The sequence below is a fragment of the Amycolatopsis sp. NPDC059021 genome (assembly GCF_042739895.1).
Classification (GTDB): domain Bacteria; phylum Actinomycetota; class Actinomycetes; order Mycobacteriales; family Pseudonocardiaceae; genus Amycolatopsis.
Window position 1 is genome coordinate 111,384 of the sequence record NZ_JBHYIQ010000016.1, and the last position, 23,525, is coordinate 134,908.

General features: G+C 71.3%; 22 protein-coding genes. 20 read left to right on the forward strand and 2 right to left on the reverse strand.

Going from position 1 to position 23,525, the window contains the following annotated elements; genetic code table 11:
- Nucleotides 1-12 precede the first annotated feature (12 nt).
- The gene (locus tag ACFWX1_RS12700; RefSeq protein WP_378386693.1) at nucleotides 13-531 is read right to left on the reverse strand and encodes an inorganic diphosphatase; all 519 of its coding nucleotides are present in this window, start codon (nucleotides 529-531) and stop codon (nucleotides 13-15) included.
- A gap of 171 nt (nucleotides 532-702) precedes the next feature.
- Here ACFWX1_RS12700 and dacB point away from each other — a divergent pair, with 171 nt between their 5' ends.
- From dacB to folK, 13 genes are all read left to right on the forward strand, one after another.
- Nucleotides 703-2,841 carry a D-alanyl-D-alanine carboxypeptidase/D-alanyl-D-alanine-endopeptidase gene (gene dacB / locus ACFWX1_RS12705; RefSeq protein ID WP_378386695.1) on the forward strand — a complete coding sequence of 713 codons (2,139 nt, stop codon included), beginning with the start codon at nucleotides 703-705 and terminating at the stop codon, nucleotides 2,839-2,841.
- Nucleotides 2,842-3,485: 644 nt separating this feature from the next.
- Nucleotides 3,486-4,511 (forward strand): zinc-dependent metalloprotease, encoded by a 1,026-nt coding sequence (locus ACFWX1_RS12710; RefSeq protein WP_378386735.1) that lies wholly within the window; start codon nucleotides 3,486-3,488, stop codon nucleotides 4,509-4,511.
- Nucleotides 4,508-5,485, forward strand: coding sequence for a tRNA lysidine(34) synthetase TilS (gene tilS / locus ACFWX1_RS12715; RefSeq protein ID WP_378386697.1), 978 nt, complete (start codon nucleotides 4,508-4,510; stop codon nucleotides 5,483-5,485). Before ACFWX1_RS12710 ends, tilS begins: the two co-directional genes overlap by 4 nt.
- Nucleotides 5,486-5,488: 3 nt before the next feature.
- On the forward strand, nucleotides 5,489-6,040 hold the full coding sequence (hpt, locus tag ACFWX1_RS12720) for a hypoxanthine phosphoribosyltransferase (RefSeq protein ID WP_345406546.1): 552 nt from the start codon (nucleotides 5,489-5,491) through the stop codon (nucleotides 6,038-6,040).
- 190 nt (nucleotides 6,041-6,230) lie between these two features.
- Nucleotides 6,231-6,596: a hypothetical protein gene (locus ACFWX1_RS12725; protein ID WP_378386699.1), complete on the forward strand. Its 366-nt coding sequence runs from the start codon at nucleotides 6,231-6,233 to the stop codon at nucleotides 6,594-6,596.
- Nucleotides 6,597-6,619: 23 nt separating this feature from the next.
- Nucleotides 6,620-8,035, forward strand: coding sequence for a hypothetical protein (locus ACFWX1_RS12730; RefSeq protein ID WP_378386701.1), 1,416 nt, complete (start codon nucleotides 6,620-6,622; stop codon nucleotides 8,033-8,035).
- A gap of 61 nt (nucleotides 8,036-8,096) precedes the next feature.
- Nucleotides 8,097-8,897: an ESX secretion-associated protein EspG gene (locus ACFWX1_RS12735; RefSeq protein WP_378386703.1), complete on the forward strand. Its 801-nt coding sequence runs from the start codon at nucleotides 8,097-8,099 to the stop codon at nucleotides 8,895-8,897.
- Nucleotides 8,898-8,984: 87 nt separating this feature from the next.
- Nucleotides 8,985-9,824: an ESX secretion-associated protein EspG gene (locus ACFWX1_RS12740; protein ID WP_378386705.1), complete on the forward strand. Its 840-nt coding sequence runs from the start codon at nucleotides 8,985-8,987 to the stop codon at nucleotides 9,822-9,824.
- Nucleotides 9,825-10,009: 185 nt separating this feature from the next.
- Nucleotides 10,010-12,442 carry an ATP-dependent zinc metalloprotease FtsH gene (ftsH, locus tag ACFWX1_RS12745; protein WP_378386707.1) on the forward strand — a complete coding sequence of 811 codons (2,433 nt, stop codon included), beginning with the start codon at nucleotides 10,010-10,012 and terminating at the stop codon, nucleotides 12,440-12,442.
- Entirely contained in the window at nucleotides 12,417-13,025 is a 609-nt protein-coding gene (gene folE / locus ACFWX1_RS12750; RefSeq protein ID WP_378386709.1) for a GTP cyclohydrolase I FolE, read from the forward strand. The genes ftsH and folE overlap by 26 nt, the downstream gene beginning before the upstream one ends.
- A 32-nt stretch (nucleotides 13,026-13,057) precedes the next feature.
- Nucleotides 13,058-13,864 carry a dihydropteroate synthase gene (gene folP / locus ACFWX1_RS12755; RefSeq protein WP_378386737.1) on the forward strand — a complete coding sequence of 269 codons (807 nt, stop codon included), beginning with the start codon at nucleotides 13,058-13,060 and terminating at the stop codon, nucleotides 13,862-13,864.
- A complete protein-coding gene (gene folB, locus ACFWX1_RS12760; RefSeq protein WP_378386711.1) occupies nucleotides 13,857-14,216 on the forward strand; it encodes a dihydroneopterin aldolase in 360 nt (119 codons plus the stop codon). The genes folP and folB overlap by 8 nt, the downstream gene beginning before the upstream one ends.
- On the forward strand, nucleotides 14,213-14,707 hold the full coding sequence (folK, locus tag ACFWX1_RS12765; RefSeq protein ID WP_378386712.1) for a 2-amino-4-hydroxy-6-hydroxymethyldihydropteridine diphosphokinase: 495 nt from the start codon (nucleotides 14,213-14,215) through the stop codon (nucleotides 14,705-14,707). Before folB ends, folK begins: the two co-directional genes overlap by 4 nt.
- A 145-nt stretch (nucleotides 14,708-14,852) precedes the next feature.
- On the opposite strand, the gene ACFWX1_RS12770 is transcribed toward folK, so the two are convergent.
- Entirely contained in the window at nucleotides 14,853-15,794 is a 942-nt protein-coding gene (locus ACFWX1_RS12770) for a MerR family transcriptional regulator (protein WP_378386714.1), read from the reverse strand.
- Between the two features lie 61 nt (nucleotides 15,795-15,855).
- Between ACFWX1_RS12770 and ACFWX1_RS12775 the strand changes: the two genes are divergently transcribed.
- The 7 genes from ACFWX1_RS12775 (at nucleotide 15,856) to ACFWX1_RS12805 (ending at nucleotide 23,069) form a co-directional block, all read left to right on the forward strand.
- On the forward strand, nucleotides 15,856-16,317 hold the full coding sequence (locus ACFWX1_RS12775; RefSeq protein ID WP_378386716.1) for a DUF3180 domain-containing protein: 462 nt from the start codon (nucleotides 15,856-15,858) through the stop codon (nucleotides 16,315-16,317).
- 69 nt (nucleotides 16,318-16,386) lie between these two features.
- Nucleotides 16,387-18,546: a DUF6779 domain-containing protein gene (locus ACFWX1_RS12780; protein ID WP_378386718.1), complete on the forward strand. Its 2,160-nt coding sequence runs from the start codon at nucleotides 16,387-16,389 to the stop codon at nucleotides 18,544-18,546.
- 63 nt (nucleotides 18,547-18,609) lie between these two features.
- Nucleotides 18,610-19,779 carry a PrsW family intramembrane metalloprotease gene (locus ACFWX1_RS12785; protein WP_378386720.1) on the forward strand — a complete coding sequence of 390 codons (1,170 nt, stop codon included), beginning with the start codon at nucleotides 18,610-18,612 and terminating at the stop codon, nucleotides 19,777-19,779.
- A 97-nt stretch (nucleotides 19,780-19,876) separates the two neighbouring features.
- Nucleotides 19,877-20,830: a Rossmann-like and DUF2520 domain-containing protein gene (locus ACFWX1_RS12790; RefSeq protein WP_378386739.1), complete on the forward strand. Its 954-nt coding sequence runs from the start codon at nucleotides 19,877-19,879 to the stop codon at nucleotides 20,828-20,830.
- Entirely contained in the window at nucleotides 20,827-21,738 is a 912-nt protein-coding gene (gene panC / locus ACFWX1_RS12795) for a pantoate--beta-alanine ligase (protein ID WP_378386722.1), read from the forward strand. The genes ACFWX1_RS12790 and panC overlap by 4 nt, the downstream gene beginning before the upstream one ends.
- Before the next feature lie 12 nt (nucleotides 21,739-21,750).
- On the forward strand, nucleotides 21,751-22,245 hold the full coding sequence (panD, locus tag ACFWX1_RS12800) for an aspartate 1-decarboxylase (protein WP_378329000.1): 495 nt from the start codon (nucleotides 21,751-21,753) through the stop codon (nucleotides 22,243-22,245).
- 44 nt (nucleotides 22,246-22,289) lie between these two features.
- Nucleotides 22,290-23,069: a type III pantothenate kinase gene (locus ACFWX1_RS12805; RefSeq protein ID WP_378386724.1), complete on the forward strand. Its 780-nt coding sequence runs from the start codon at nucleotides 22,290-22,292 to the stop codon at nucleotides 23,067-23,069.
- Nucleotides 23,070-23,525 lie beyond the last annotated feature (456 nt).

Sequence of the window (23,525 nt, forward strand, 5' to 3'; positions counted from 1 at the left end):
AGGCTTTGGGGCCTAGTGGGCGGCGCCGCCGTTCGCCTCTTCCTTGGCGATGCGGTCGCGCTCGCGGCCGAGGGAGCGCTCGATCTCGGCCTCGGCCTCGGAACGGCCGACCCAGGACGAGCCCTCGACGCTCTTGCCGGGCTCGAGGTCCTTGTACACCTCGAAGAAGTGCTGGATCTCCAGCTTGTGGAACTCGTTGAGGTGGTGGATGTCGCGCAGGTGCTCCAGGCGCGGGTCGTTGGTCGGGACCGCGAGGACCTTGTCGTCCGGGCCCTTCTCGTCGGTCATCCGGAACATGCCGATCGCGCGGCAGCGGATCAGGCAGCCGGGGAAGGTCGGCTCCTGCACCAGGACGAGCACGTCCAGCGGGTCACCGTCCTGGCCCAGCGTGTCGTCGATGAAGCCGTAGTCGGCCGGGTACTGGGTCGCCGTGAACAGGGTCCGGTCCAGCTTGATGCGGCCGGTCTTGTGGTCGACCTCGTACTTGTTGCGCTCCCCCTTGGGGATCTCGATCGTGACGTCGAACTCCACGCCGGTCCTCGCTGTTCCCGCTCTCGGCCACCCACGCGTCGGGCGGCCACCGTGCTGACACTTTTGACCTCACTAGTGTGGACTACGCCCGCCAGGGGCGGCCGCACGGATGTCGGCCGCGCGGTCATGGGTGGTCGACCCGGCCGGGGCAGTCGCGTAAGGAGTGGGTGCGTGTCGCAAAACGACGAGCCGAGGTGGCCTTCCGCTGATGAGGACGGGTCTTCCGGCGACGGTGGCGCGACGGCCCGGCTGCCGCTCCCGAAACCCGATTCCGGTGCCACGGACGCGCTTCCCGTGCCCAAGGTCACACCGCGGCAGACGAATGTCACACCGGGCGACGGGCCCGGCTCGTGGTTCCGGCCCGTGGTGCCGCCGGAGCCGCGGGACCTGCCGGACGAGGAGCCGCCCGCCGCGCCGCCGCGCCGCCCCCAGGAACTCGCCGATCGGCTGGGTCCCGCGTCCGAGCCCGAGCAGTGGCCCGCGCGGGAGGCCGGGCAGCGGAGGCCGGAGGAGAGCACGCAGCAGCTTCCGGTGCGGCCCGCCGCCGCGCCGTGGGTCCCGGTCGAGCGCCCGGCGCAGCAGCGCGCCGAAAATCCGGAACAGCGGCAGCCTTCGCCGCGGGAGGTGGCGGCGTCCGAGGCGGACACGGTCTGGGCGCAGCGCGTCGAGGTGCCGAAGCCGTCCGCCGACAGCGAGGCCACCGAGTACTTCCGTGGCCTGCCGCCGGAACCACCGCGGGGTGCCGCGCCGCCGCCGGCGTCGTCCGCGACGCTGGCGCGTCCGATGCGGATCGAGCCCGGCAGGGAGCAGCACCCGGCCGAGGCGACGTCCGGGGCCGAGGCGCCGCGGGAACAGGCCGAGCCGCCGTCGCCGCCCGAGCCGCCTCGCGAGGAGCCGCCGGCCGAGGCCGCGCCGCCGCGTAAACGCCGCCGGGGGTTGCTGATCGGCGCGCTCGTGGTGGTCGTGCTGCTGGTGGCGGCCGGGGTCACGGCGACAAGGCCGAGCGTCGCGAACAAGCTGGGCCTGCCGTGGGCGCCGAACGCGCCGAAGGCGGCGATGCCCGACCCGGCGGTCGCGAAGGCCGCGTTGCGCGGGCCGGACACCTCGGGCACGGCGCCGACACCGGAAGGCGTCAAGTCCGCGCTCGCCGGTCCGTCGGGCAATGCCGCGCTCGGCAAGCTGACCGGCAGCGTGATCGATCCGGTGACCGGCACCGTGCTGTGGGACCGCAACTCCGATCAGGTGCTCACCCCGGCCTCGACGACGAAGGTGCTCACCGTGTCGGCGGCGCTGCTGGCGCTCGACCACGAGAAGCAGCTGAGCACGAAGATCGTGCAGGGCGCCGATCCGGGAACGGTGATCCTGGTCGCGGGTGGCGACGTGACGCTGACGACGTTGCCGCTCGGCACCGACTCGCCGCTGTACCCCGGCGCGGCGCACGTGGACGATCTCGTCGCGCAGGTCAAGAAGGTCGCGGGCAACAACGTCAAGAAGGTGCAGGTCGACCTGAACGCGTACAAGGGTCCGGCGACCGCGCCCGGCTGGGACCCGTCGGACGCGCCGTCCACCTTCGCCGCCCAGGTCGCGCCCGTGATGGCCGACGGCGGCCGCACGGACCCCAAGAACGACTACGCGATGCGCGCGGCGAACCCGGCCACCGCGCTGACCCAGCTCATCGCCCAGAAGCTGAGCGCGAACGCCGGTGGCCCCGCGACCGCGCCCGCCGGGGCGAAGGTGCTCGGCGAGGTCAAGTCGGCGCCGCTGACCGACCTCACCTACGACCTGCTCCAGCTTTCCGACAACGTCCTCGCGGACGCTGTCGCGCGTCAGGTGGCCATCGCGAAGGGCGCCGAGCCGTCCTTCTCGGGCGCGGCGGAGGCGACGCTGAAGGTGTTGCAGGAGCACGGTTTCGACACCACGGGCGTGCAACTTTCGGACAACAGCGGGCTTTCCGTGCAGAACAAGATCCCGGCCAGGCTGCTCGCCCAGATCCTCACCCGCGCGGCCGAGCCGGACGGGAAGAACCCGGACACGGCGAAACTGCGGCCGCTGCTGGCGGGCCTGCCCGTCGCCGGTGGCTCCGGCACGCTGGCCGACCGGTACGGGAAGCCGGATTCGTCGGCGGGCAAGGGCTGGATCCGGGCGAAGACCGGCACACTCTCCGGCGTCAACACGCTCGCGGGCTACGTCCTCGACGCCGACGGCCGGGTGCTGGTCTTCGCGCTGATGTCCCAGGGCTCGGACGAAAAACCCGGCCGCGCCGCCCTCGACGTCCTCGCCGCCACCCTCCGCAACTGCGGCTGCCGCTGATCTCGCCTCACCGGGAGAAGAGCATCCCCACCCTGTACCGCAAAGAGCATCCCCCACCCTCCCGGGGGGCACCCCTGCAACCAGCGTATCGCCGTCGGGGGCGGGAAAACGGGCGCTCGGCGAATCTGTGGATGGCCGGTGCCGTTGTGGACAACTCGGGTGCCGCGGCGGCGAACGGAGCACTCGGTGTCGGACGGGTGCGGTATGAGGTAAGTGGGGGCTCGGGGATGTCCGGAACGCGTCGTTCGCGGCGGTGAACGTCTCGAACGACGCTTTCGGGACATGCTCTGCCGGCGAGCCGCCCGGTCCCGCGTCCGCGAGCATGCCCTGAACGACGCGTTCGAGACGCTCAACGTCCGCAACGCGTCGTTCGGGACACTCTCGGGCACACCGGCCTCGCGCCGACCCCGCACCGCACGCCTCGGTCACACCGGAAGCGATAGCAAAGGTCCCTTGCTCCCACCCCGACCACGACACCTGACCACGACGCCCGACCACGATGCCCGACCACAACGCCCGGCAGGAACGGGCGGCGGACGTGAGGCGATCGGCAGGAGATCGATACGGAAGGCGTGGCGGAAAAACCGCCGCGGACGGGTAGCGTCGAAAGGGTGAGTCAGGAAACCGAGACCCGCCGTCGCCCGATCGTCGACTGGTCACTCGCCGCGTCGACCGCCGCGTTCCTGGTGCGTGGCGGCCCGCAGGTGCCGCGCGAGGAGGCCGAGGCGGCCGTCGCCGGCCTCCGCGAGCTGACCGTGGAGGCCGAGGGGCACGTCCGCGAGCTGACCGGGCTCGGGCTCGACCTGCCGCTGCTGCCCGGCGAGGTCGTGGACCGGCCGGGCTGGGTCCGTTCCGCCGCGTCCGGGCTCGACGCGCTCACCGGCCGCGCGCTGCCCGCGGCGCAGGGTGGCCCACTGGGCCCGATACTGGCGTCCGGCGCCGGGGTGCAGACCGGGGTGGTGCTCGCGTTCCTCGCCTCCCGGGTTCTCGGCCAGTACGACCCCTTCGGCGGCCCCGAAAAAACGGGGCAGCTCCTGCTCGTCGCCCCCAACGTCGTCGCGGCGCAGCGCGCCATGGACGTGTCCGCGCACGATTTCCGGCTCTGGGTCTGCCTGCACGAATGCACCCATCGCCTGCAGTTCACCGCCGTGCCCTGGCTGCGCGACTACTTCGCCGACGAGGTCGAGCGGCTCGTCGCGGGGCTGGCGGGCCGGGACGCCGACGGTCTGTCCGATCTGGTCGGCAAGCTGCCCGACGTGATCAAGCAGGCCGGGCGCGGCCGGTTCGGCGGCGGGCTCGTCGATCTCCTCCAGTCCCCGGCGGAACGCGCCGTGCTCGACCGGCTGCTCGCGTTGTCGACGCTGCTGGAGGGCCACGCGGACTACGTGATGGACGCCGTCGGGCCGCGGGTCGTGCCGTCCGTCGACACGATCCGCTCGCGGTTCACCGCGCGGCGCAAGGGCGGCGGCCCGTTCGACCGGCTGCTGCGCGCGCTGCTGGGCATCGACGCGAAGATCCGCCAGTACGAGGAGGGCGCGAAGTTCACCCGGTACGTCGTCGACGAGGTCGGCATGGCCGGGTTCAACGCCGTCTGGACGTCTCCCAACACGCTGCCCACCCGCGCCGAGATCACCGACCCCGCGGCCTGGGTCCGGCGCCTGCACGGGTGAACGGCCCCGGGCAGGCGGTGGCGGAGGTCCGGCTGGCCGTCCGCGATTTCCTCGCCGCCATGCCACTCCCGGCACGGATCGACGTCGCGGTGTCCGGCGGCGCCGACTCGCTCGCGCTGATCGAAGCGGCCGCGCACGCCGCGCACCGGACGGGACAGCGGGTTCGTGCACTCGTGGTCGATCACGGTCTGCAGGAAAACTCGGCGAAGATCGCCGAGGACGCCGTCACGGTCGCCCGTGAGCTGGGCGCCGACGAGGCCGAGATCCTCACCGCGACCGTCAGCGGTCCCGGTGGTCCGGAGGCGGCCGCGCGCAGGGCCCGGTACGACGCGCTGCGGCGCGCGATTCCCGCCGACGCGCTCGTCCTGCTCGGCCACACCCTCGACGACCAGGCGGAGACGGTGCTGCTCGGCCTCGGTCGCGGTTCGGGGCCGCGGTCGGTCGCCGGAATGCGCCCGCACGATCCGCCGTGGGGACGGCCGCTGCTGGGCGTCACCAGGGCCACCACGGCGCGCGCCTGCGCCGAACTCGGCGTCGAACCCTGGCACGACCCGCACAACGCCGACCCGCGGTTCACCCGCGTGCGGCTGCGCACCGAAGCCCTGCCGCTGCTGGAAGACGTCCTCAACGGCGGGGTCGCCGCCGCGCTCGCCCGCACCGCGGCACAGCTGCGCGAAGACACCGAGGCGTTGGACACACTCGCCGACGCGCTGCTGTCCCGTTCGGACACCGGTGACGGCCTCGACGTCGCCGTGCTCACCCCGGAGCCGCCCGCGCTCCGGCGGCGGGTCCTGCGCAGGTGGCTGCTGATCGGCGGGGTCCGCGAACTCACCGACGCGCACCTGCGGGCCGTCGACGCGCTGATCGGCCGCTGGCGCGGGCAGGGCGGCGTTTGGCTACCCGGCGACTTGGAGGCACGCCGGGCACATGGCAGGCTCTGCCTGAAACCTCAATCCACCACACGAGGGGAATGACCCGTGTACGAAGGCGAGATCGCCTCCGTGCTCGTCACCGAGCAGCAGATCAAGGACAAGATCGCGGAACTGTCGGCCAAGATCGCCGCCGACTACCCGGCCAACGGAAGCGGGGAACTCCTGCTGGTCGGTGTGCTCAAGGGCGCCGTGATGTTCATGACCGACTTCGCGCGGGCGCTGCCGCTGCCGACGCAGCTGGAGTTCATGGCCGTCTCGTCGTACGGCTCGTCGACCTCCTCCTCGGGGGTGGTTCGCATCCTCAAGGACCTCGACCGCGACATCGCGGGCCGTGACGTCCTGATCGTCGAGGACATCGTCGACTCGGGCCTGACGCTGTCGTGGCTGCTGAAGAACCTGGCGAGCCGCAACCCGGCGTCGCTCGAGGTCGTCTCGCTGCTGCGCAAGCCGGAGGCGGTCAAGGTCGACGTCCCGGTCAAGTACATCGGCTTCGACATCCCGAACGAGTTCGTCGTCGGCTACGGCCTCGACTATGCGGAGCGTTACCGCGACCTTCCCTACATCGGGACGCTGGATCCCCACGTCTACACGTCCTGACCTCGTCGTGTGAACGAGGACTTGCCCCTTCTTCGCGGAACTGCTTGCGGTCACGGGCGGTGATGCGGAACCCTGAGCATCGCCATTGCGTCATAGGTGCCGATCTGGTCGGTTAACCTAAGCAAAGAGTCCAGGCCACAGGGCCGACGGTGTCGATGGCGGCCTGCCAGGGGGAATGGAGAGAGGGCAGATGGGCAACAGCAGCTTGGCTGACGCGAACGCGTTCAAGGCAGCGGCGGTGGCTGGTCAGGTGGGGATCGATCCCGACGCGGCCCAGACGGTGCTGAAGAAGATCCGCACCGGCAAGGACACGGTCGAGGCGCTGCTCGCGGGCGCCGGTGCGCTCGCCGAGAAGCCGAAGCTCGGCGACAACCCGGTCGGCCGGGCGATGGCAGCCAAGTTCGAGCAGCGCGCCGAGGGCGGCAACGACTCCTACGCCGCCGCGCTGCGGAACCTGCTGAGCCAGTACGAGGCCGCCGAGCAGGGCATCGTCACCGCGATGGCCAAGTACCACGAGATCGACCAGGCCGCCGCCGATCCGTTCCGTCACGCCTGACACCTGAGGGGGAATCCGAAGTCATGGCACCCAAGCACAGCAGCGAAGGGCTGGGCGGCGACTCGTCCTCGTCCGTCCCCACCTCGCCGTCCATTGGTTCGACCGGTTCCACCGCGTCGAAGGTCCCGCTCGGGGACAACTCGGCGTCGCAGGACATCGTCAACGCCGCCCGCGGCCGTTCGGACGGCTTCGAGATCGGCGGAGACCGCGCGATCGGGAGTCCGCCGAACTGGGCGAGCCAGGACAGCGGCGATCTCTATGACATGGCGATCAACAACAACGAGCCCGCCACGGCCGTGGCGATCGGGCACGCCTGGAGCCATCACGGCCGTGAGCTGAGCCAGGCGTCGAACGATCTGTACGCCGCGATCTCCGAACTGGGCGCGGTGTGGGTCGGCGAGGGCGCCGCGTCCGCGCAGGGCGCGCTGGTCGCCATCGCGAACTCGGGCTCGCAGGCGTCGGAAGCCGCGCACACGATGGCGGACAGGCTGGCCAAGCAGGCCTCCGCGGCCGAAAAAGTGAAGAACATGCCCAAGGGGAAGAAGCACGACCCCAGCCAGGCCGTGGCCGGCGCGCTCGCCGGTGGCCCGGCCGCGCTGGTTGTCGACCAGAAGGGCCCCGCCGACGACGCCGGCAGCGTCAAGGCCGTGCAGGTCCGGTTCTTCGACGAGTACACCAAGGCGATGAGCGAGGTGGACAGCTCGACCCCGAGCTTCGGCCCCGAATCGCTCGGCATGAAGCCGACCGCGACACACAACTCGGTCGGCGGCTTCGGCAACGTCGGCGGGATCAACGCCACCCCGGTCGGGCACGGCATCAGCGGCAGCGGAACGTCCTTCGGCAGTCACGCCGCCGGCGGCGGTGCCGGCGGGCAGGGTGGGCCTGCCGGGCACGTGCCGGACTCCGGGACGTTCGCGACTTCCGGCTACACCGGCGGCAACGCGCTGGCAGGCGGTGCCAGTGTCGGTGCGGGCGGTGTACCGGCCGCGCCCGCGGCCCCCGCGGTGCCGGCCGGCGGCGGCACGGGCAGCGGCGTCGGCCAGGCTCTGGGACTCGGCGCGCTCGGCGGCGGTCTCGGCCTCGCCGGTGGCCGGGCGCTGAGCCAGGGCAGCAAGTCCGGCGCGAAGTCCGAATCGGACACTGCCGCCGCGGCGGCCGACCATCAGGGCGCCGCGCAGAGCGCGGCCTCGGCCGGTGCTCCGCAGCCGGGCGTCGTCTCCTCGGCGGGCACCATCGGCGGGCAGGCCACGCCGCCGGGGATGAACCCGATGGGCGGCATGGGTGGCATGGGCGGCGCGCACGGTGCGCACGCCGAGCAGGACGAGGAGCACACGCACGCCTCGTTCCTCATCGAGCCCGACCCCGACGACACCTTCGGTGCCAACGAAGCGACCCCGCCGCCGGTCATCGGCGCGTGGTCGGACGAAGACGACCGCTGAGGCCGAGCGGGCGCGCGGGAGAAACCGCGCGCCCGCCCCGAATCCTGGGAGGGGCTGGTCGATGCCGGCCGCGGAGCTGCTCACGCCGCTCGAACTGGACTTCCTGTGGGAGTCCGCCGCCGTGGGCGAGCTGCCCTACCCGTTGCGGGCGCGTTCGCACGGGGCGACCCTCGACGAACGTGCCGCGCTGCGGCGTCAGACGCTGGACGCGCTCGCCCGGCGTGGGCTGGCCGATCACCGCGGCCGCCCGGAACCCCACCTCGAGGACTACTTCGGCGTGCTCGCCTCGCCGGGCCTGAGCCTGGACATCGTCCAGCTGCTCGACCCGAACGGCGAACCGCTGCTCGCGGTCGCCGGCGCGCTCGGCGGACAGGGGCTGCTGGCCGTGCAGGACGGCCGCGGCCTGCACCTGCAGCCGATCCCGGCCGACGGCCTGGCCAGCGCGGTCATCTCGTTGCTGCCCGGCGCGCAGCGCGGCACCGAGAAGTCCATCACCGTGCCGCTGGAACAGCTCATCGGCAACTCCGGGGCGGATTTCCTGCAGCGGCGCGGAAACCACGTCGACGCCGACGGCCGCGCGAGCGTCGACGAGGACCGCAAGGCGCTCGCCAGGCTGCACGCCCAGCCCCGGCTGCGCGGCGGCCAGATCGGCGCCAACGCGCGCAGCCGCATCGGCGGCCGGACCAGGACCCCGGTGCTGAGCTGGTTCGACACCGAGACCGGCCGGTACTTCACGCAGGCTTCCCGCGGCCGTGACGGCCGTGACTGGATCACCATCGCCCCCGCCGACCCCGCGACGCTGCGGCACCGGCTCGGCGAGATGCTGAGTTCGGCCGCGAACGCCACCACCGCCTCGCTCTGACGCCCCAGCGGCCACCGTGTGGAAGGCGTTTCCGGCCGTGCGGTGGCGGCGCTACGCTGTGCGTGAGATCGATAGTGGAGAGTGACGTTGGGGTTCCAGGAGTTCTTTACGGCATTGACCTTCGACTTCCTGTGGGAGTCGGCCCAGCTCGGTGAACTGCCGTACCCGCTGCGCGTCCCGTCCCACGGCACGACCGACGACGAGCGGGTTTCGCTGCGTCACCGCGTCGACAACGAGCTGAAGGCCCGTGGTCTCCGTGATTCGCGAGGCAGGCTCGAACCGGACATCGAGGACACGCTGCACCTGCTCGCCCGCGCGCCGATGACGATCGACGCGCTGCACATCCCGCGGTTCCAGGCGCCGACCGTCGGGCTGCTCGCCGCGGGCGACGGCCGCAAGGGCGTCGTGGCCATCCAGGACGCCGACGGCATCTGGCTGCGGGACGCCCCGCCCGACGGGCTCGTGTCGACCATCGTCGAGCTGCTGCCCCCTGGCAGGCGTGGCTCCGAAGCCTCGATCACGCTGCCATTGGACGAGGCGCTGCGCACCGCGCCGGTGCGTGTCCCGGTCAGCGCCACACCGGCGGAAGAGCCGGAAAAGGGCAAGCGGAAAGAACGCGCGCAGGCACCGAGACGGACATCACTGAGCGAGCGCGTCACAGCCGATCCGCGTGAGGCCTACGCCAAGCTGGCGGGCCAGCCCCGGCTGTGCGGCGGTCAGCTCGCAGCGAACAGCCGCTCGCACGTCGGCGCGCGGCAGCGGTCGCGGGTGCTGGCCTGGTTCGACACCGCTACCGGGCGTTATCTGAGCCTGTCACGGGCGGGTACCGACGGGCGGGAGTGGGTGACCGTCGCTCCGGCGGACCCGAAAACACTGCGGACCCGGCTCGGTGAGATGGTCTCCAGCGTGGCGGTCGACACACGCTAGCCTGCCCGCCAGGGAACCCGGGTGCGGCGTGGACCGTTGACCTGGAGGCTCACAGGGGTCGTTCGCCCGGGCGGACGGTACCCTGATGGGACGGGTGTTCAGGCACCACGGCTGTCAAGATCGCATGGCGGGTATCACAGGAGCCGCCCAACCAGGGAGGGTCGAGGCCAGCAGGGCCGAGTCGTATGAACCGGAAGAGCGTGCTCAGGAACCCACTGCTGTGGATCGTCGCAGGGTTGCTGGCGTTGTTCGCATACAACACGATCTTCGACAGCGATCGTGGGTACACCCAGGTGCCCATCTCGGTGGCGAACCAGCAGATCACCCAGAACCACATCAAGGAAGCGAATCTCGAGGACAAGGAGCAGCAGGTCAAGCTGCTGCTGACGCAGAAGATCGACTACGACGGTCAGCAGACCGACCAGATCATCGCGCAGTACCCCTCGGACGCGACCTACGACATCTACAGCAAACTGCTCGCCGCGAAGAACGGTGACGCGCCGATCAAGTTCACCACCAAGGTGACCCAGCAGGGCTTCCTGACCCAGCTGCTGATCTTCGCCATCCCGCTCGCGCTCGTGCTCGGGCTGCTGATGTGGATGATGAACAACGCACAGGGCGGCGGGAACCGCGTCCTCAACTTCGGCAAGTCGAAGGCCAAGCAGCTCAACAAGGACATGCCGAAGACCACCTTCGGCGACGTCGCGGGCGCGGACGAGGCCGTCGAAGAGCTGTACGAGATCAAGGACTTCCTGCAGAACCCGGCGCGCTACCAGGCACTCGGCGCGAAGATCCCGAAGGGCGTGCTGCTCTACGGGCCGCCCGGTACCGGTAAGACGCTGCTCGCGCGCGCCGTCGCAGGCGAGGCGGGCGTGCCGTTCTACACGATCTCCGGCTCGGACTTCGTCGAGATGTTCGTCGGTGTCGGTGCCTCGCGTGTCCGCGACCTGTTCGAGCAGGCCAAGCAGAACGCGCCGTGCATCATCTTCGTCGACGAGATCGACGCCGTCGGCCGCCAGCGTGGCGCCGGCCTCGGCGGCGGGCACGACGAGCGCGAGCAGACCCTGAACCAGCTGCTCGTCGAGATGGACGGCTTCGACGCCCGCGGCGGCATCATCCTGATCGCGGCCACCAACCGGCCCGACATCCTCGACCCGGCGCTGCTGCGGCCCGGCCGGTTCGACCGGCAGATCCCGGTGTCCGCGCCGGACCTGCGCGGCCGCCGCGCGATCCTCGCCGTGCACTCGAAGGGCAAGCCGATCGCCCAGGGCACCGACCTCGACGCGCTGGCCAAGCGCACGGTCGGCATGTCCGGTGCCGATCTGGCCAACGTGATCAACGAGGCCGCGCTGCTCACCGCCCGCCAGAACGGGCACGTGATCACCGACGCCGCGCTGGAGGAGTCGGTCGACCGCGTCGTCGGCGGGCCCGCGCGCAAGAGCCGGATCATCTCCGAGAAGGAGAAGAAGATCACCGCCTACCACGAGGGCGGGCACGCGCTCGCCGCGTGGGCGATGCCGGACATCGAACCGGTGTACAAGCTGACGATCCTGCCGCGCGGCCGCACCGGCGGGCACGCCCTGCTCGTCCCCGAGGACGACAAGGAGCTGATGACCCGCTCCGAGATGATCGGACGGCTGGTCTTCGCGATGGGTGGCCGCACCGCCGAGGAGCTCGTGTTCCACGAGCCCACCACCGGTGCCTCGTCCGACATCGAGCAGGCGACCAAGATCGCCCGCGCGATGGTCACCGAGTACGGCATGAGCGCCCGCCTCGGCGCGGTCAAGTACGGCCAGGAGCAGGGCGACCCGTTCCTCGGCCGGTCGGCGGGGCGGCAGGCGGACTACTCGCTCGAGGTCGCGCACGAGATCGACGAGGAGGTGCGCAAGCTCATCGAGACCGCGCACACCGAGGCGTGGCACGTGCTCAACACCTACCGCGACGTGCTCGACGATCTCGTCATCGAGCTGCTCGAGAAGGAAACCTTGCAGCGCAAGGATCTCGAGCGGATCTTCGCCACCGTCGAGAAGCGCCCGCACATCACCGTGTTCAACGAGTTCGGTGAGCGGACCCCGTCGGACAAGCCGCCGATCAAGACCCCCGGCGAGCTGGCGATGGAGCGCGGCGAGCCGTGGCCGCCGCCGGAGAAGGAGCCCAAGCCCGCGCCGCAGCCGGAGCCGACCCCGGTCGGCGGTGGTTCCGGTGCCGTCGGCGAGCTGCCCGCGCCGCCGCCGTACCCGGTCGCGGACCCGAACGCGAACCCGTACGCCCCGCCGCCGCCCGGTGGCTACGCGAACGGCGGTCGCCCGAATGCCGGACCGAACGGCACCGGGTCCTGGCCGCAGGCCTATGGTGGTCAGCAGCCGGGCGGTCCGGCGGGAGGCGGGTACCACCCCGGTGGCCAGGCCGGTGCGCCCGGTGGCCCACCGAACTACGGGGCTCCTCCGGGCTGGACGCCGGCGACCTCGCCGGGTGGCCAGCCAGCCCAGCCCTGGCGCCCTGCCGCCGACGACCGCGCGCGCGAGCACGGCTGGTTCGCCGACCCGGCCGGTGGTCAGCAGCAGGACGAGGGGCAGCACCGTCGTGACGCGGATGGACGAGACGACAAGAAGCAGTGACGCCGGCCGCCCGGTCTTCGATCAGGACCGGGCGGAGAAGGCGGTTCGCGAGCTGTTGCTCGCCTGCGGTGAGGACCCGGACCGGGACGGTCTGCTCGACACGCCCGCCCGGGTCGCCCGCGCCTATCACGAAATGTTCGCCGGTCTCTACGCCGATCCCGACTCGGTCCTCGACCGGACCTTCGACGAGGCCCACGAGGAACTCGTCCTCGTCACCGACATCCCGATGTTTTCGGTCTGTGAGCACCATTTGGTGCCCTTCCATGGTGTGGCGCACGTCGGGTACATCCCCAATGGACACGGCAAGGTCACCGGACTGTCCAAATTGGCCAGGCTGGTCGATCTCTACGCGAAGCGCCCGCAGGTGCAGGAGCGGCTGACCTCGCAGGTCGCCGACGCGCTGGTGCGCAAGCTGGAGCCGCGCGGGGTGATCGTGGTGATGGAGGCCGAGCACCTGTGCATGGCGATGCGCGGGATCCGCAAGCCCGGCGCCCGCACGACGACGTCGGCGGTGCGGGGGTTGCTGCAGACGTCGGCGTCCTCGCGGGCCGAGGCGCTCGAACTGATCAAGGGTCGCCGGTGAACACGCTGCCTTCGCCTGGCCGTTGCGCCGTGATGGGCGTCCTCAATGTCACGCCGGATTCGTTCTCCGACGGTGGCCGTTACCTCGACGTCGGGCAGGCACTCGACCATGCACGGCAGATGTGGGCACGCGGGGCCGATCTGATCGACGTCGGCGGCGAGTCGACCCGGCCGGGTGCGTCCCGGGTGGACGCCGAAACCGAGCTTTCCCGGATTCTCCCGGTGATCCGCACGCTCGCGGGCGAAGGCATCGTGCTGTCCGTGGACACCACTCGTGCGGCGGTGGCCGCGGCGGCGCTCGAAGCGGGTGCGCGGGTGATCAACGACGTGTCGGGCGGGCTCGCCGATCCGGACATGGCGCGGGTCGCGGCCGAGACCGGGGTGCCGTGGGTGCTGATGCACTGGCGCGGGCACAGCAAGGACATGCAGCAGCTCGCGTCCTATCGGGACGTGGTGGCCGAGGTGCGCGCCGAACTGATGTCCAGAGTGGACGAAGCGCTCGCGTCCGGAGTGGACGAACACGCGCTGGTACTCGACCCCGGGCTCGGATTCGCGAAGGACGCGGAGCACGACTGGGCCCTGCTGCACGGGCTGGATTCGTTGCTGTCGCTCGGATTCCCGGTGCTCGTCGGGGCTTCGCGAAAACGTTTTCTCGGACGGTTGCTGTCCGACAAGGACGGTAAGCCGCGCCCGCCGGACGGCCGTGAGGACGCCACCGCGGCGGTGACGGTACTGGCCGCGGCGGCCGGTGCGTGGGGAGTGCGGGTGCACGAGGTCGGCGCGTCACTGGACGCGGCCGCCGTCGCGGCGGCTTGGCAGAGGGGAACGGCGAATGCCTGACCGGATCACGTTGACCGGGTTGCGAGTCTACGGGCACCACGGGGTGTTCGAGCACGAGAAGCGCGACGGGCAGGAGTTCGTCGTCGACATCACGGTGTGGCTGGACCTCGGCCCGGCCGCGGTGTCCGACGACCTCACCAAGACACTGCACTACGGGGAACTGGCCGAGCTCGCGGCGGGGATCGTCGCGGGTGAGCCGTACGACCTGATCGAGAGTGTCGCGGGCCGGATCGCCGACGAGGTGATCCGGGACGAGCGGCTGGACGCGGTCGAGGTCACCGTGCACAAGCCGTCCGCGCCGATTCCGCTGACGTTCGACGACGTCGCCGTCACCGTCCGGCGGGAGCGATGAGCCGCGCTGTCCTCTCGCTCGGTTCGAATCTCGGCGACCGGCTCGGCTTCCTGCGGATAGCGCTCGACGCCGTGCGCCCGGCACTCGTCGCGGTGTCGGGGGTGTACGAGACGAAACCCTGGGGCGTGGAGGACCAGCCGGACTTCCTCAACGCCGTCTGTCTCGTCGACGACCCGGCGCGGGACCAGTGGGACTGGCTGCGCACCGGGCAAGCCGCCGAGCGGGCCGCGGAGCGGGTGCGGGAGCAGCGCTGGGGGCCGCGGACGCTCGATGTCGACATAGTGACCGTCGACGGCGTGCGCTCGGACGACCCCGAACTGCTGCTGCCGCACCCCGGCACGCCGGACCGCGCGAGCGTGCTCATCCCGTGGCTCGAGATCGAGCCGGACGCGGAACTTCCCGGACGTGGCCCCATCGCGGACCTGCTCGCGGCGCTGCCCGAAGCCGACCGCGCCGGTGTCCGGCTCCGCCCCGACCTCACCCTGGCCTGACAACCTCTGGGCATTCCCCACCCTCCCGGGGGCACCCCTGCAACCAGCGTATCGCGGTTGACCTGGGGATATCGGGTCCTCGGTGAATCTGTGGACAACGAGGGTGGTTGTGGACAACCTGGGGGACGCTCAACGGAGACGGTCGTCAGGCGTGGGCGTTGAGCGCCGCGACCAGCCATTGCGCCGGGGCCGCCTGGCTCGGGAAGGGTGGCCAGCCGTTGATGATCCCGAGCAGCGTCCAGTACCGCTCGGCTCGCGGGTCGGCGCCCGCGGCGATCGTCTCGGCGAGTTGCAGCCGGTACGCCGGGTCGGTGGTGTCGCGGCCTGTCGGCGCCGACGCTGCGAAGATCTCCTCCGCCAGCTCACGACCCTCCGCGGAGTCCGGCGCGATCCCACCGTCCAAGCACTCCTGGGCCCGTGTGCTCCAGGAAAACCAGTGCTGCTGCTGGGCGTCGCCGATCGCCGGCTGCTCACCGGTCTCCCGTTGGTCGGCGTGCCGCTGGCTCATCCCGCGGATCAGCGCCCGGAACCCGGGGTCCTGGATCAGCTCGGCGAACTCGATCCAGGCCTCCAGCTGTTCGGGGCTCGGGTCGTCCGGCAGGTCGGGCTTGGCCGAACTCATCCGCGCGTAGAACTCCGGGTCCACGTCGAGACCCTCGGAGACCTCCGCCCAGAACTCGTCGACCAGGCGCTTGCGCTCTTCGTCGGACATCGACGCGAGGCGGTTCATCAGTTTCACTTCCTCCAGCTCGGAATCACGCTTCACCACCGCGCGCAGGACCGACCGGCGCAGCCGCAGCCGCCGGATCTGCTCGTCGAGCGCCTCGACGTGCCGGATCGCCAGATCCCGCACCGTCGCCTGCATGCTCAGTACCTGTTCGACGTCGGCGAGCCCGAGACCGAGTTCGCGCAGCGTCCGGACCAGCTCGAGCCGGGCCAGCGCCTTGGTGTCGTAGAGGCGGTATCCGGCGCCCGTCCGCTCGGTCGGGGGCAGCAGGCCCTCGTCCGAATAGAACCGGATGGTCTTGACCGGCAGGCCGGTACGCCTGGCCAGTTCGCCGATGGTGAAAGTACCCACGGGTCGCATCGTGAAGTCTCCAGTCGGTGGAGAGTCAAGTCTCCCAGCGCCGACTCGGTACCGTGGGGTCATGCACTTCACCCGGCCACGGGACCTGGTGGTGGCCGGGCTGCTCGGCCTGGTCCTCGTCTACCTGCTGTTCCTGATTTCCTACGGATCGCTGCCGCAGCTGCCCGCGCTCGCCGGGATCACGTTCGCCGTGCTGGCCGTGATCGAGACCGTGCTGGCGTTCGTCGTCCGGTCCCGTATCCGCACCCGCCGGATACGCTCCGCAATCGGCATCGCACGTTCGGTGGCACTCGCCAAGGCGAGTTCGCTCGCGGGCGCGTTCATGGCCGGAGCGTGGCTGGCGGCGTTCGCCTACGTCTTCCCCAGACGTGACGAACTCGTTGCCGCGGTCGCCGACACCCCGGCCGCGGTGATCGGCGTGGCGTCGTCGGCAGTGCTCGTAGCAGCGGCTTTGTGGCTGGAGCACTGCTGCCGGACGCCGTCGGACAGTGATCGGGAGCACCCCGGACGAACGACCGGTTAACGCCTGAATCGGACCGCTCGAAGTACCGACTAGGTCTCGTTCGGATTACTAGAAGGTACGGTGTCAGGCATGACCGGCGTGGGTGACGACTCGCGCGGCCGCCTACTGGGCAGGCCGTGGCTAGTCGTCGGCTTAGTCCTCGCCATCGGCGCCACCCTCGCGCTCGTGCTCAGCGATGACCTTCGCTACCTCCGGCTCGGCATCGTCGCTGCCCTGTGGGCCGCCCTGATCGGCGGCTTCCTGGCGGTGCGTTATCGCAAGCACGCGGCACACAGCGAGGACGCGGTCGCCGAGGCGCAGGCTGTGTACGAGCTCGAACTCGAGCGGGAGATCGCGGCTCGCCGCGAATACGAGCTGGAGATGGAGGCGGAGGCCAGGGCCGCGGCCGACTCGAGGTCCCAGGAGGAACTCGAGGCGCTGCGTTCCGAGGTCCTCGCCCTGCGGGAGAGCCTGCAGGCCCTCTTCGGCGGCGAAGTGCTGCTGGAACGGGTCGCGCTCACCGCGCAGGCGACCAGGATGCGCTCGCTGCACGACGAGAACCGGCTCGTCACCGGGGGTGACGGCACCGGCAAGCCCGCCCCTGCCCAGCTGCTCGCCGGGACCGGTGGCAACGGCAATCTCAGCGCGACCCTCGACGGCAATGCGAACGGCAGCGCCAACGGAAACGGGAACGGCAATCGCAACGGCGCCGGGAAGGGCCGCGGTAAGAAGGCCAAGAAGGCCACCGAGACCGAACGGCCGACCGAGCTGATCGACCGCGTCAAGGTCCCGATGGCGGAACGCCGCCGCAAACCCGCGGCCGGGAACAACGGCGACGACATCCTGCACACGCAGCAGATTTCCCGTCCGAAGCCGGCGCCCGCCGAGGGGAAACCCCCGACCCGTCCGGCGCCGCCGGATCCACTGGCCGACACCGCCGCCGCGCGTGCGGTGAAGGACGCCGAGCTGCGGGCCGAGGCCGCACGACGGCAGGCCGCGGCGGCCGGGCGCACGGATACCACGCGTATCGAGCGGCAGCGCCCGCCGGAGCCGCAGAAGTCCCGCCCGGCGCCCGCCCGTGCCGAGGCCACGCGCCGTGACGTCCCCCGCTCGGAGGCTTCGCAGCCCGCGGCCGACGTCGTCCGGCCCGCCGAGGTCTCGCAGCCGGGGATGCGTGCCGTGGAAGCCTCCCGGCCGCAGCTGCGCCCGGCGGAGGCGTCGCGGCCGCAGATGCCGCGCGCGGGTGCGCCGCAGGGCCGGTTCGGCCCGCGGCCGAACGCCGAGCAGAGCAATCCGGGGATGCCCGCGGTCGAGAAGCGGCCCGCGGAGCCGGACCTGACCCGGCCCGCGATGAAGCCTTCCGACCGTGGCCGTCCGGCCTCGAGCGTCGCGCCTCCCGCGCGCCCGCGCACCGAGCCGGAGACGCCCAAGGAGAACACCGCCGAATGGCAGCCGGGCTGGGCCGCGTCCCGGACGCCGGATCGTGCCGTGTCCGACCTGAGTGCCGCGTTCCCGAGCCGCGACGACTTCGCCGAGCGGGCCCGCCCGAACCGGCCGCAGCCGCCGGTCGAACCGGCGACGGAGCCGACTCCGGAGCAGCCCCGCGCGGCCCGGCAGCCTTCGCGCACCGATCTGCCGCCCGCGCGTCCCGAGCCGCAGGCGCCCGCCGAGCCCGAACAGCGCAAGCCGTCCAAGCTGGAGCAATTCTCCCGGTCGGATCTTTCGCCGATCCTCGAGACCCCGGCGTCCCGGCACGGCGCGCACCGCACCCCGGCCGAGGATCCGCCCGAGGAACCGACGACGCCGACCCCGGCGCCGTTGTCCTCCACACCGGCCCCGCCGCCGTCGGAACGCGGCCTCGGCCGCACCGGGGGACGCCGCCGTCGTGCGGACGACGACCAGCCGGCACCGTCCGCCGCCCCCGCCTCGGGCGGCGGCCGCCGCCGGCGTCCCGAGGGTGAGCCGCCCGCGTGGGAAGGCCTGGTCGCCGAGCGCGCGTCCACCAGCCGCCGCGGGATGCAGCCGGTGAACGGCGAGCGGAACGGCAGCGCGGTCAACGGTTCCGGTAGCCACCAGGCCGAGCACGACGCCGAGGCCAACGGTTCCGCGTCGCGGGGCCGCCGCTCCGCCGAGCGTGAAGAGGCCGCCGCCGGTGGTTCGCACGCGGCGGGCCGCTCGGTCAACGAGCTGCTCGCGGCACACGGTGCCGGCGGTTCGACGCCCCGGCGCCGCCGTCGTGCCGAGGACTGATCTCGTGCCGGGCGTTCGGGTGAGCGGACCCGCCCCGGCGCGGTGTGCGTAGGGTGACCCGCTGTGAGCGGACCTCCCTCCACGGCGACGACTCTCGACCGCGGGCGCAGGCCACGGCGGATCACCGTCCTGCTACCCGTGCTCGGGCTCATCGCCGTCGCCCTGTGCGGCCTGTTCCTGTTCGGCCTCGCCACGGCCCGCGTCGGCGTGCTCGCGGTGGGGATCGGCACCCTCGCGGCGCTCGTGCCGGTCGCGGTGGTCGTGGCCACGTTCCTGTGGGTCGACCGCTGGGAGCCCGAACCCGCGAAGCTGCTGCTGCTGGCCTTCGCCTGGGGTGCCTGCGTGGCGGCGATCGCCGCGCTGCTCATCAACAGCACCGCGGAGGCCGTGGGTGACCTGCTGCTGGGCAGCGGGCAGGGCAGCACGTTCAGCGCGGTGGTCTCCGCGCCGATCGTCGAGGAGGCGTTGAAAGGCGCCTTCGTCCTGCTCATCCTGTGGCGGCGCACCAGCGAGTTCGACGGCGTTGTGGACGGTGTCGTCTACGCCGGGTTCAGCGCGGCCGGCTTCGCCTTCATGGAGAACATCTACTACTTCGGCCGCGCGTTCGCCGACCACGGCTTCGGGAACGGCCAGAACGCCGGGGTGCTCGCCGCCTTCTTCCTGCGCGGTGTCCTGTCGCCGTTCACGCATCCGCTGTTCGCGGTGCTCACCGGCATCGGCATCGGGGTCGCGGCGATCACCGCGAGCAAGGTGATGCGGATCCTCGCGCCGCTGGGCGGGTACGTGGCGGCGGTGTGCCTGCACGCGCTGTGGAACGGCGCCGCGCTGATCGGCGGATCGAAGACGTTCCTCACCGTGTACTTCCTGATCATGGTCCCGCTGTTCATCGGGGTCTTCTACCTCGTGGTGCTGCAGCGACGCCGTGAGCAGCGGATCGTCGCCGCCGCGTTGCCCAAGATGGTCGCGAACCGCTGGATCGCGCCGTCGGAGGTCGACCTGCTCGCGAGCCTCCCGGGACGCCGGGACTGGCGGCGCCAGGCACGGCGCGAGTCCGGCAAACGGGCCGCCAAGGCGGTCGGGCTCTACCAGGCCAGTGTGACCGAATTGGCCTTTCTGTACCGTCGTGGACTGCGTACGGAGGACGACCGGGAACGCCAGGCCGAGCTGCTGGCCACGTTGAAAGCGGCCCGTGCCGAGGCCGTCCGGCTCGCGGAGACCGCCCGCTCAGGGTGACCCGGTCCGGGTGAAGCTTGTCACCTGAGGCCCGTGCTCCGGGCGGATCGGGGCTACTCTCGCCGCGTCGTCTGGTACCCGTGCGAAGAAAACGGGACTGGAACGAGCAAAGGGAGTCTGCCATGAGCGTCCACGGGCGTACGCCATGATGAGGCCCGCCCGACTCGCGGTGGGTGTCGTGTCCGCCGGCCGGGTGGGGAGCGTGCTCGGTGCCGCGCTGGCCAGGGCGGGACACACCGTGGTCGCGGCGTCCGGATTGTCCGCGGCTTCGCTGGCGCGGGCCGAACGCCTGCTGCCGGATGTGCCGCTGCTGCCCCCGGACGAGGTGGTGCGGCGCGCGGATCTCGTGGTGCTCGCGCTGCCCGACGACGCGCTCGCCGGCATGGTGCGCGGACTGGTCGCCACCGGCTCGCTCCGGCAGGGGCAGATCGTGGTGCACACCTCGGGCGCACACGGTGTCGACGTGCTCGGGCCCGCCGCCGAAGCGGGCGTGCTGCCGCTGGCCCTGCATCCGGTGATGACGTTCACCGGACGGTCCGAGGACCTCGAGCGGCTGGCCGCGTGCAGCATCGGGATCACCGCGATGGGGGCCGACGAGGCCGCGTGGAACGTCGGCGAGGCACTCGCCGTCGAGATGGGCGCGGAGCCCGTGCGGGTGCCCGAATCTGCGCGTGCGCTGTATCACGCCGCGCTCGCGCACGGCGCGAACCACCTGATGACGCTGGTCGCCGACTGCGCGGAACTGTTGCGGGAGGCCGGAATCGGCCAGTCCGAGCGACTCGTCGCACCGTTGTTGTCGGCGGCATTGGATAATGTGCTGCGGCACGGGGATCGCGCACTGACCGGTCCGGTCGCCCGTGGTGATCTCGGTACCGTCCGCAAGCATCTGGCCGTGCTCACCGAGCAGGCACCCGAGGTCGCCCCGGCCTACCGCGCGCTCGCCAGGCGCACGGTCGCGCGCTCGGAAACCGCCGGGCTGCTGGACGGCGCCGCGGCCGCCGAGCTCACCGATCTTCTCGACGATCCCGCCGAAGGGCAGCAGATCCAGTGACCACACCGAAATTCACCCGCGGCAGGCTGAACACGTTCCAGCCGCCCGAGCACGTCAGCCAGGTCACCGGCGCGTTGCGCGCGGTGGGCCGCAAGGTCTCCTTCGTGCCGACGATGGGGGCGCTGCACGCCGGGCACCGCGAGCTGCTGCGCCGCGCCAAGCGGATCCCGAACACCGTCGTGGCGGCGTCGATCTTCGTGAACCCGCTGCAGTTCGGCGAGGGTGAGGACTTCGACGCCTACCCCCGCCCGCTCGAGGACGACCTGAAGACGCTCGAAGAGACGGGCGCCGAAATCGCGTTCGTGCCGAAGGCGTCGGATCTCTATCCTGAGGGCGCGACGGTGACCGTCCATCCCGGACCGCTCGGTGACGAGCTGGAGGGCGCGTCCCGGCCGGGGCATTTCGCCGGGGTGCTCACGGTCGTGGCGAAGTTGTTCAACCTGGTACGTCCGGATTACGCGTTCTTCGGGGAGAAGGACTACCAGCAGCTGGTGCTGATCAAGCGCATGGTGGCGGATCTGAACATCCCCACGCGCGTGATCGGGGTCCCGACCGTGCGTGAACGGGACGGACTCGCGTTGTCCTCGCGCAACGTGTACCTCACGCCGGAACAGCGTGCGGACGCGGTAGCGCTGTCGGCCGCCCTCACCGCGGGGGCGTTCGTCGGGCGCGAGGGCGCCGAAGCGGTGCTCGACGCCGCGAACCGGACACTGGCCGCGCGACCTGCGGTCGATGTCGACTATCTGGAGTTGAGGGGAACCGACCTCGGGCCCGCGCCCGTCGACGGTGAAGCACGGTTGCTGATCGCCGCCCGGGTAGGGAGCACCCGGCTGATCGACAACGTTCCGGTGCTGCTCGGCAAGGCCGCCGAGCATCCGGAGGCAGCTGAGTTGGACGCAGGGGAATAGGGAGAGTCCACGATGTACCGGACGATGCTGAAATCGAAGATCCACCGGGTCACGGTGACCCAGGCCGACCTGCATTACGTGGGTTCGGTGACCGTCGACGAGGACCTGATGGAGGCCGCCGATCTGCTGCCGGGCGAGCAGGTGTCCATTGTGGACATCACGAACGGCGCGCGGCTGGAGACCTACGTCATCAAGGGGGAACGCGGCAGCGGCGTGCTGGGGATCAACGGTGCCGCCGCGCATCTGGTGCACCCCGGTGACCTGGTCATCCTGATCTCCTACGGGCAGATGGAGAACGCGGAGGCCGCCGCCTACCAGCCGAGGATCGTGTTCGTCGACGCGGACAACCGGATCGTCGAGCGCGGTACGGACGCCGGCCACGCGCCGGAGGGGTCCGGCCTGCTCAGCGGCACCGTGACGTTGCCGGAGGAGGACACCATCGCGTTCCCGGTGGCCGAGACCGCGGACGCGCGCCGCCTCGACGCGTTGCTGCACGCGGAGAGCTGAACCACCCCAGGACGGCGGCCTCGCCGCAGTAAAGGAACAACTTCGTGCTGCTCGTGGTCGACGTCGGCAACACCAACATCGTGCTGGGCCTGTACTCGGGCGAGGAACTCGTCGGCGACTGGCGGATGCGGACCGACGCGCACATCACCGCCGACGAGCTCGCGCTGACCATGCGGGGTCTGCTCGGCCGGTACGCCGACGCGATCACCGGGATCAGCGCGCTGTCGACGGTGCCCGCGGTGCTGCGCGAGCTGCGGGTGATGCTGGCGCGCTACTACCCGCGGCTGCCGAAGATCGTCGTCGAGCCCGGCGTGCGCACCGGCGTCGCGCTGCTGGTGGACAACCCGAAGGAGGTGGGCGCGGACCGGCTGGTCAACACGCTGGCCGCGCATCACCTGCACAACACCGCGTGCGTGGTGGTCGACTTCGGCACTTCGACCAATGTGGACGCGATCTCGGCGAAGGGTGAATTCCTCGGCGGCGCGTTCGCGCCGGGGATCGAGATCTCGGTCGACGCGCTGGCCGCCCGCGCCGCCGCGTTGCGCAAGGTCGAACTCGTGCCGCCGCGTTCGGTGATCGGCAAGAACACCGTGGAATGCCTGCAGTCGGGCATTCTCTACGGCTTCGCGGGCCAGGTCGACGGCCTCGTCCGGCGGATCGTGCGCGAGCTGTCGCCGGACGGGGCCGCGCCGGTCGCCGTGCTCGGGACCGGCGGGCTCGCCCCGCTGGTGCTCAGCGAATCGGAGACGATCACCGAGCACGTCCCCGATCTGACGCTGCTCGGCCTGCGGCTGGTCTACGAACGCAACGCGCGCAGGTCGTAGCTTCGCTGGCAGTTCGCCGGGGTCGCCGGTATCGGGGTGTCGGCCGTCGCGAACGACGCGTTCGGGACGTTCAGCGTCCTCAACGGACCGTTCGGGGCGGGTGGGTGGCTCTTGGCGCTGGCGGGCCAGTGTCGCGAACGACGCGTTCGCGACGTTGAACGTCCTCATCGGAGCGTTCGGGACAAGGGTGGGTGGTCGTTGGTGCTGCCGCGCGGGCGTCGCGAACGACGCGTTCGGGACGTTCAGCGTCTCGATCGGAGCGTTCGGGGCAAGGGGGCGAGGCCGTGGGTGCCGCCGGGCCGGTGTCCTGAACGGCGCGTTCGGGACGTCGAGCGATTACGGGGGAAGCCCGAGGGGCGCTCTGGGTGCGTTGGGCACCTATGTCAGGCGAGCAACCCTCGGGTCGTGAGCCAGCGTCCACATAGGACACCCGTGCTGGTAAGGCCACCTTGAGGG

Bases quoted from the DNA above. Each gene is read 5' to 3' on its own strand.
- ACFWX1_RS12725 (WP_378386699.1), top strand. From the start codon at position 6,231: ATGGGCAACAGCAGCTTGGCTGACGCGAACGCGTTCAAGGCAGCGGCG.
- ACFWX1_RS12735 (WP_378386703.1), top strand. From the start codon at position 8,097: ATGCCGGCCGCGGAGCTGCTCACGCCGCTCGAACTGGACTTCCTGTGG.
- folE (WP_378386709.1), top strand. From the start codon at position 12,417: ATGGACGAGACGACAAGAAGCAGTGACGCCGGCCGCCCGGTCTTCGAT.
- ftsH (WP_378386707.1), top strand. From the start codon at position 10,010: ATGAACCGGAAGAGCGTGCTCAGGAACCCACTGCTGTGGATCGTCGCA.
- ACFWX1_RS12780 (WP_378386718.1), top strand. From the start codon at position 16,387: ATGACCGGCGTGGGTGACGACTCGCGCGGCCGCCTACTGGGCAGGCCG.
- folP (WP_378386737.1), top strand. From the start codon at position 13,058: ATGGGCGTCCTCAATGTCACGCCGGATTCGTTCTCCGACGGTGGCCGT.
- folK (WP_378386712.1), top strand. From the start codon at position 14,213: ATGAGCCGCGCTGTCCTCTCGCTCGGTTCGAATCTCGGCGACCGGCTC.
- ACFWX1_RS12770 (WP_378386714.1), bottom strand. From the start codon at position 15,794: ATGCGACCCGTGGGTACTTTCACCATCGGCGAACTGGCCAGGCGTACC.
- ACFWX1_RS12775 (WP_378386716.1), top strand. From the start codon at position 15,856: ATGCACTTCACCCGGCCACGGGACCTGGTGGTGGCCGGGCTGCTCGGC.
- ACFWX1_RS12730 (WP_378386701.1), top strand. From the start codon at position 6,620: ATGGCACCCAAGCACAGCAGCGAAGGGCTGGGCGGCGACTCGTCCTCG.
- folB (WP_378386711.1), top strand. From the start codon at position 13,857: ATGCCTGACCGGATCACGTTGACCGGGTTGCGAGTCTACGGGCACCAC.
- panD (WP_378329000.1), top strand. From the start codon at position 21,751: ATGTACCGGACGATGCTGAAATCGAAGATCCACCGGGTCACGGTGACC.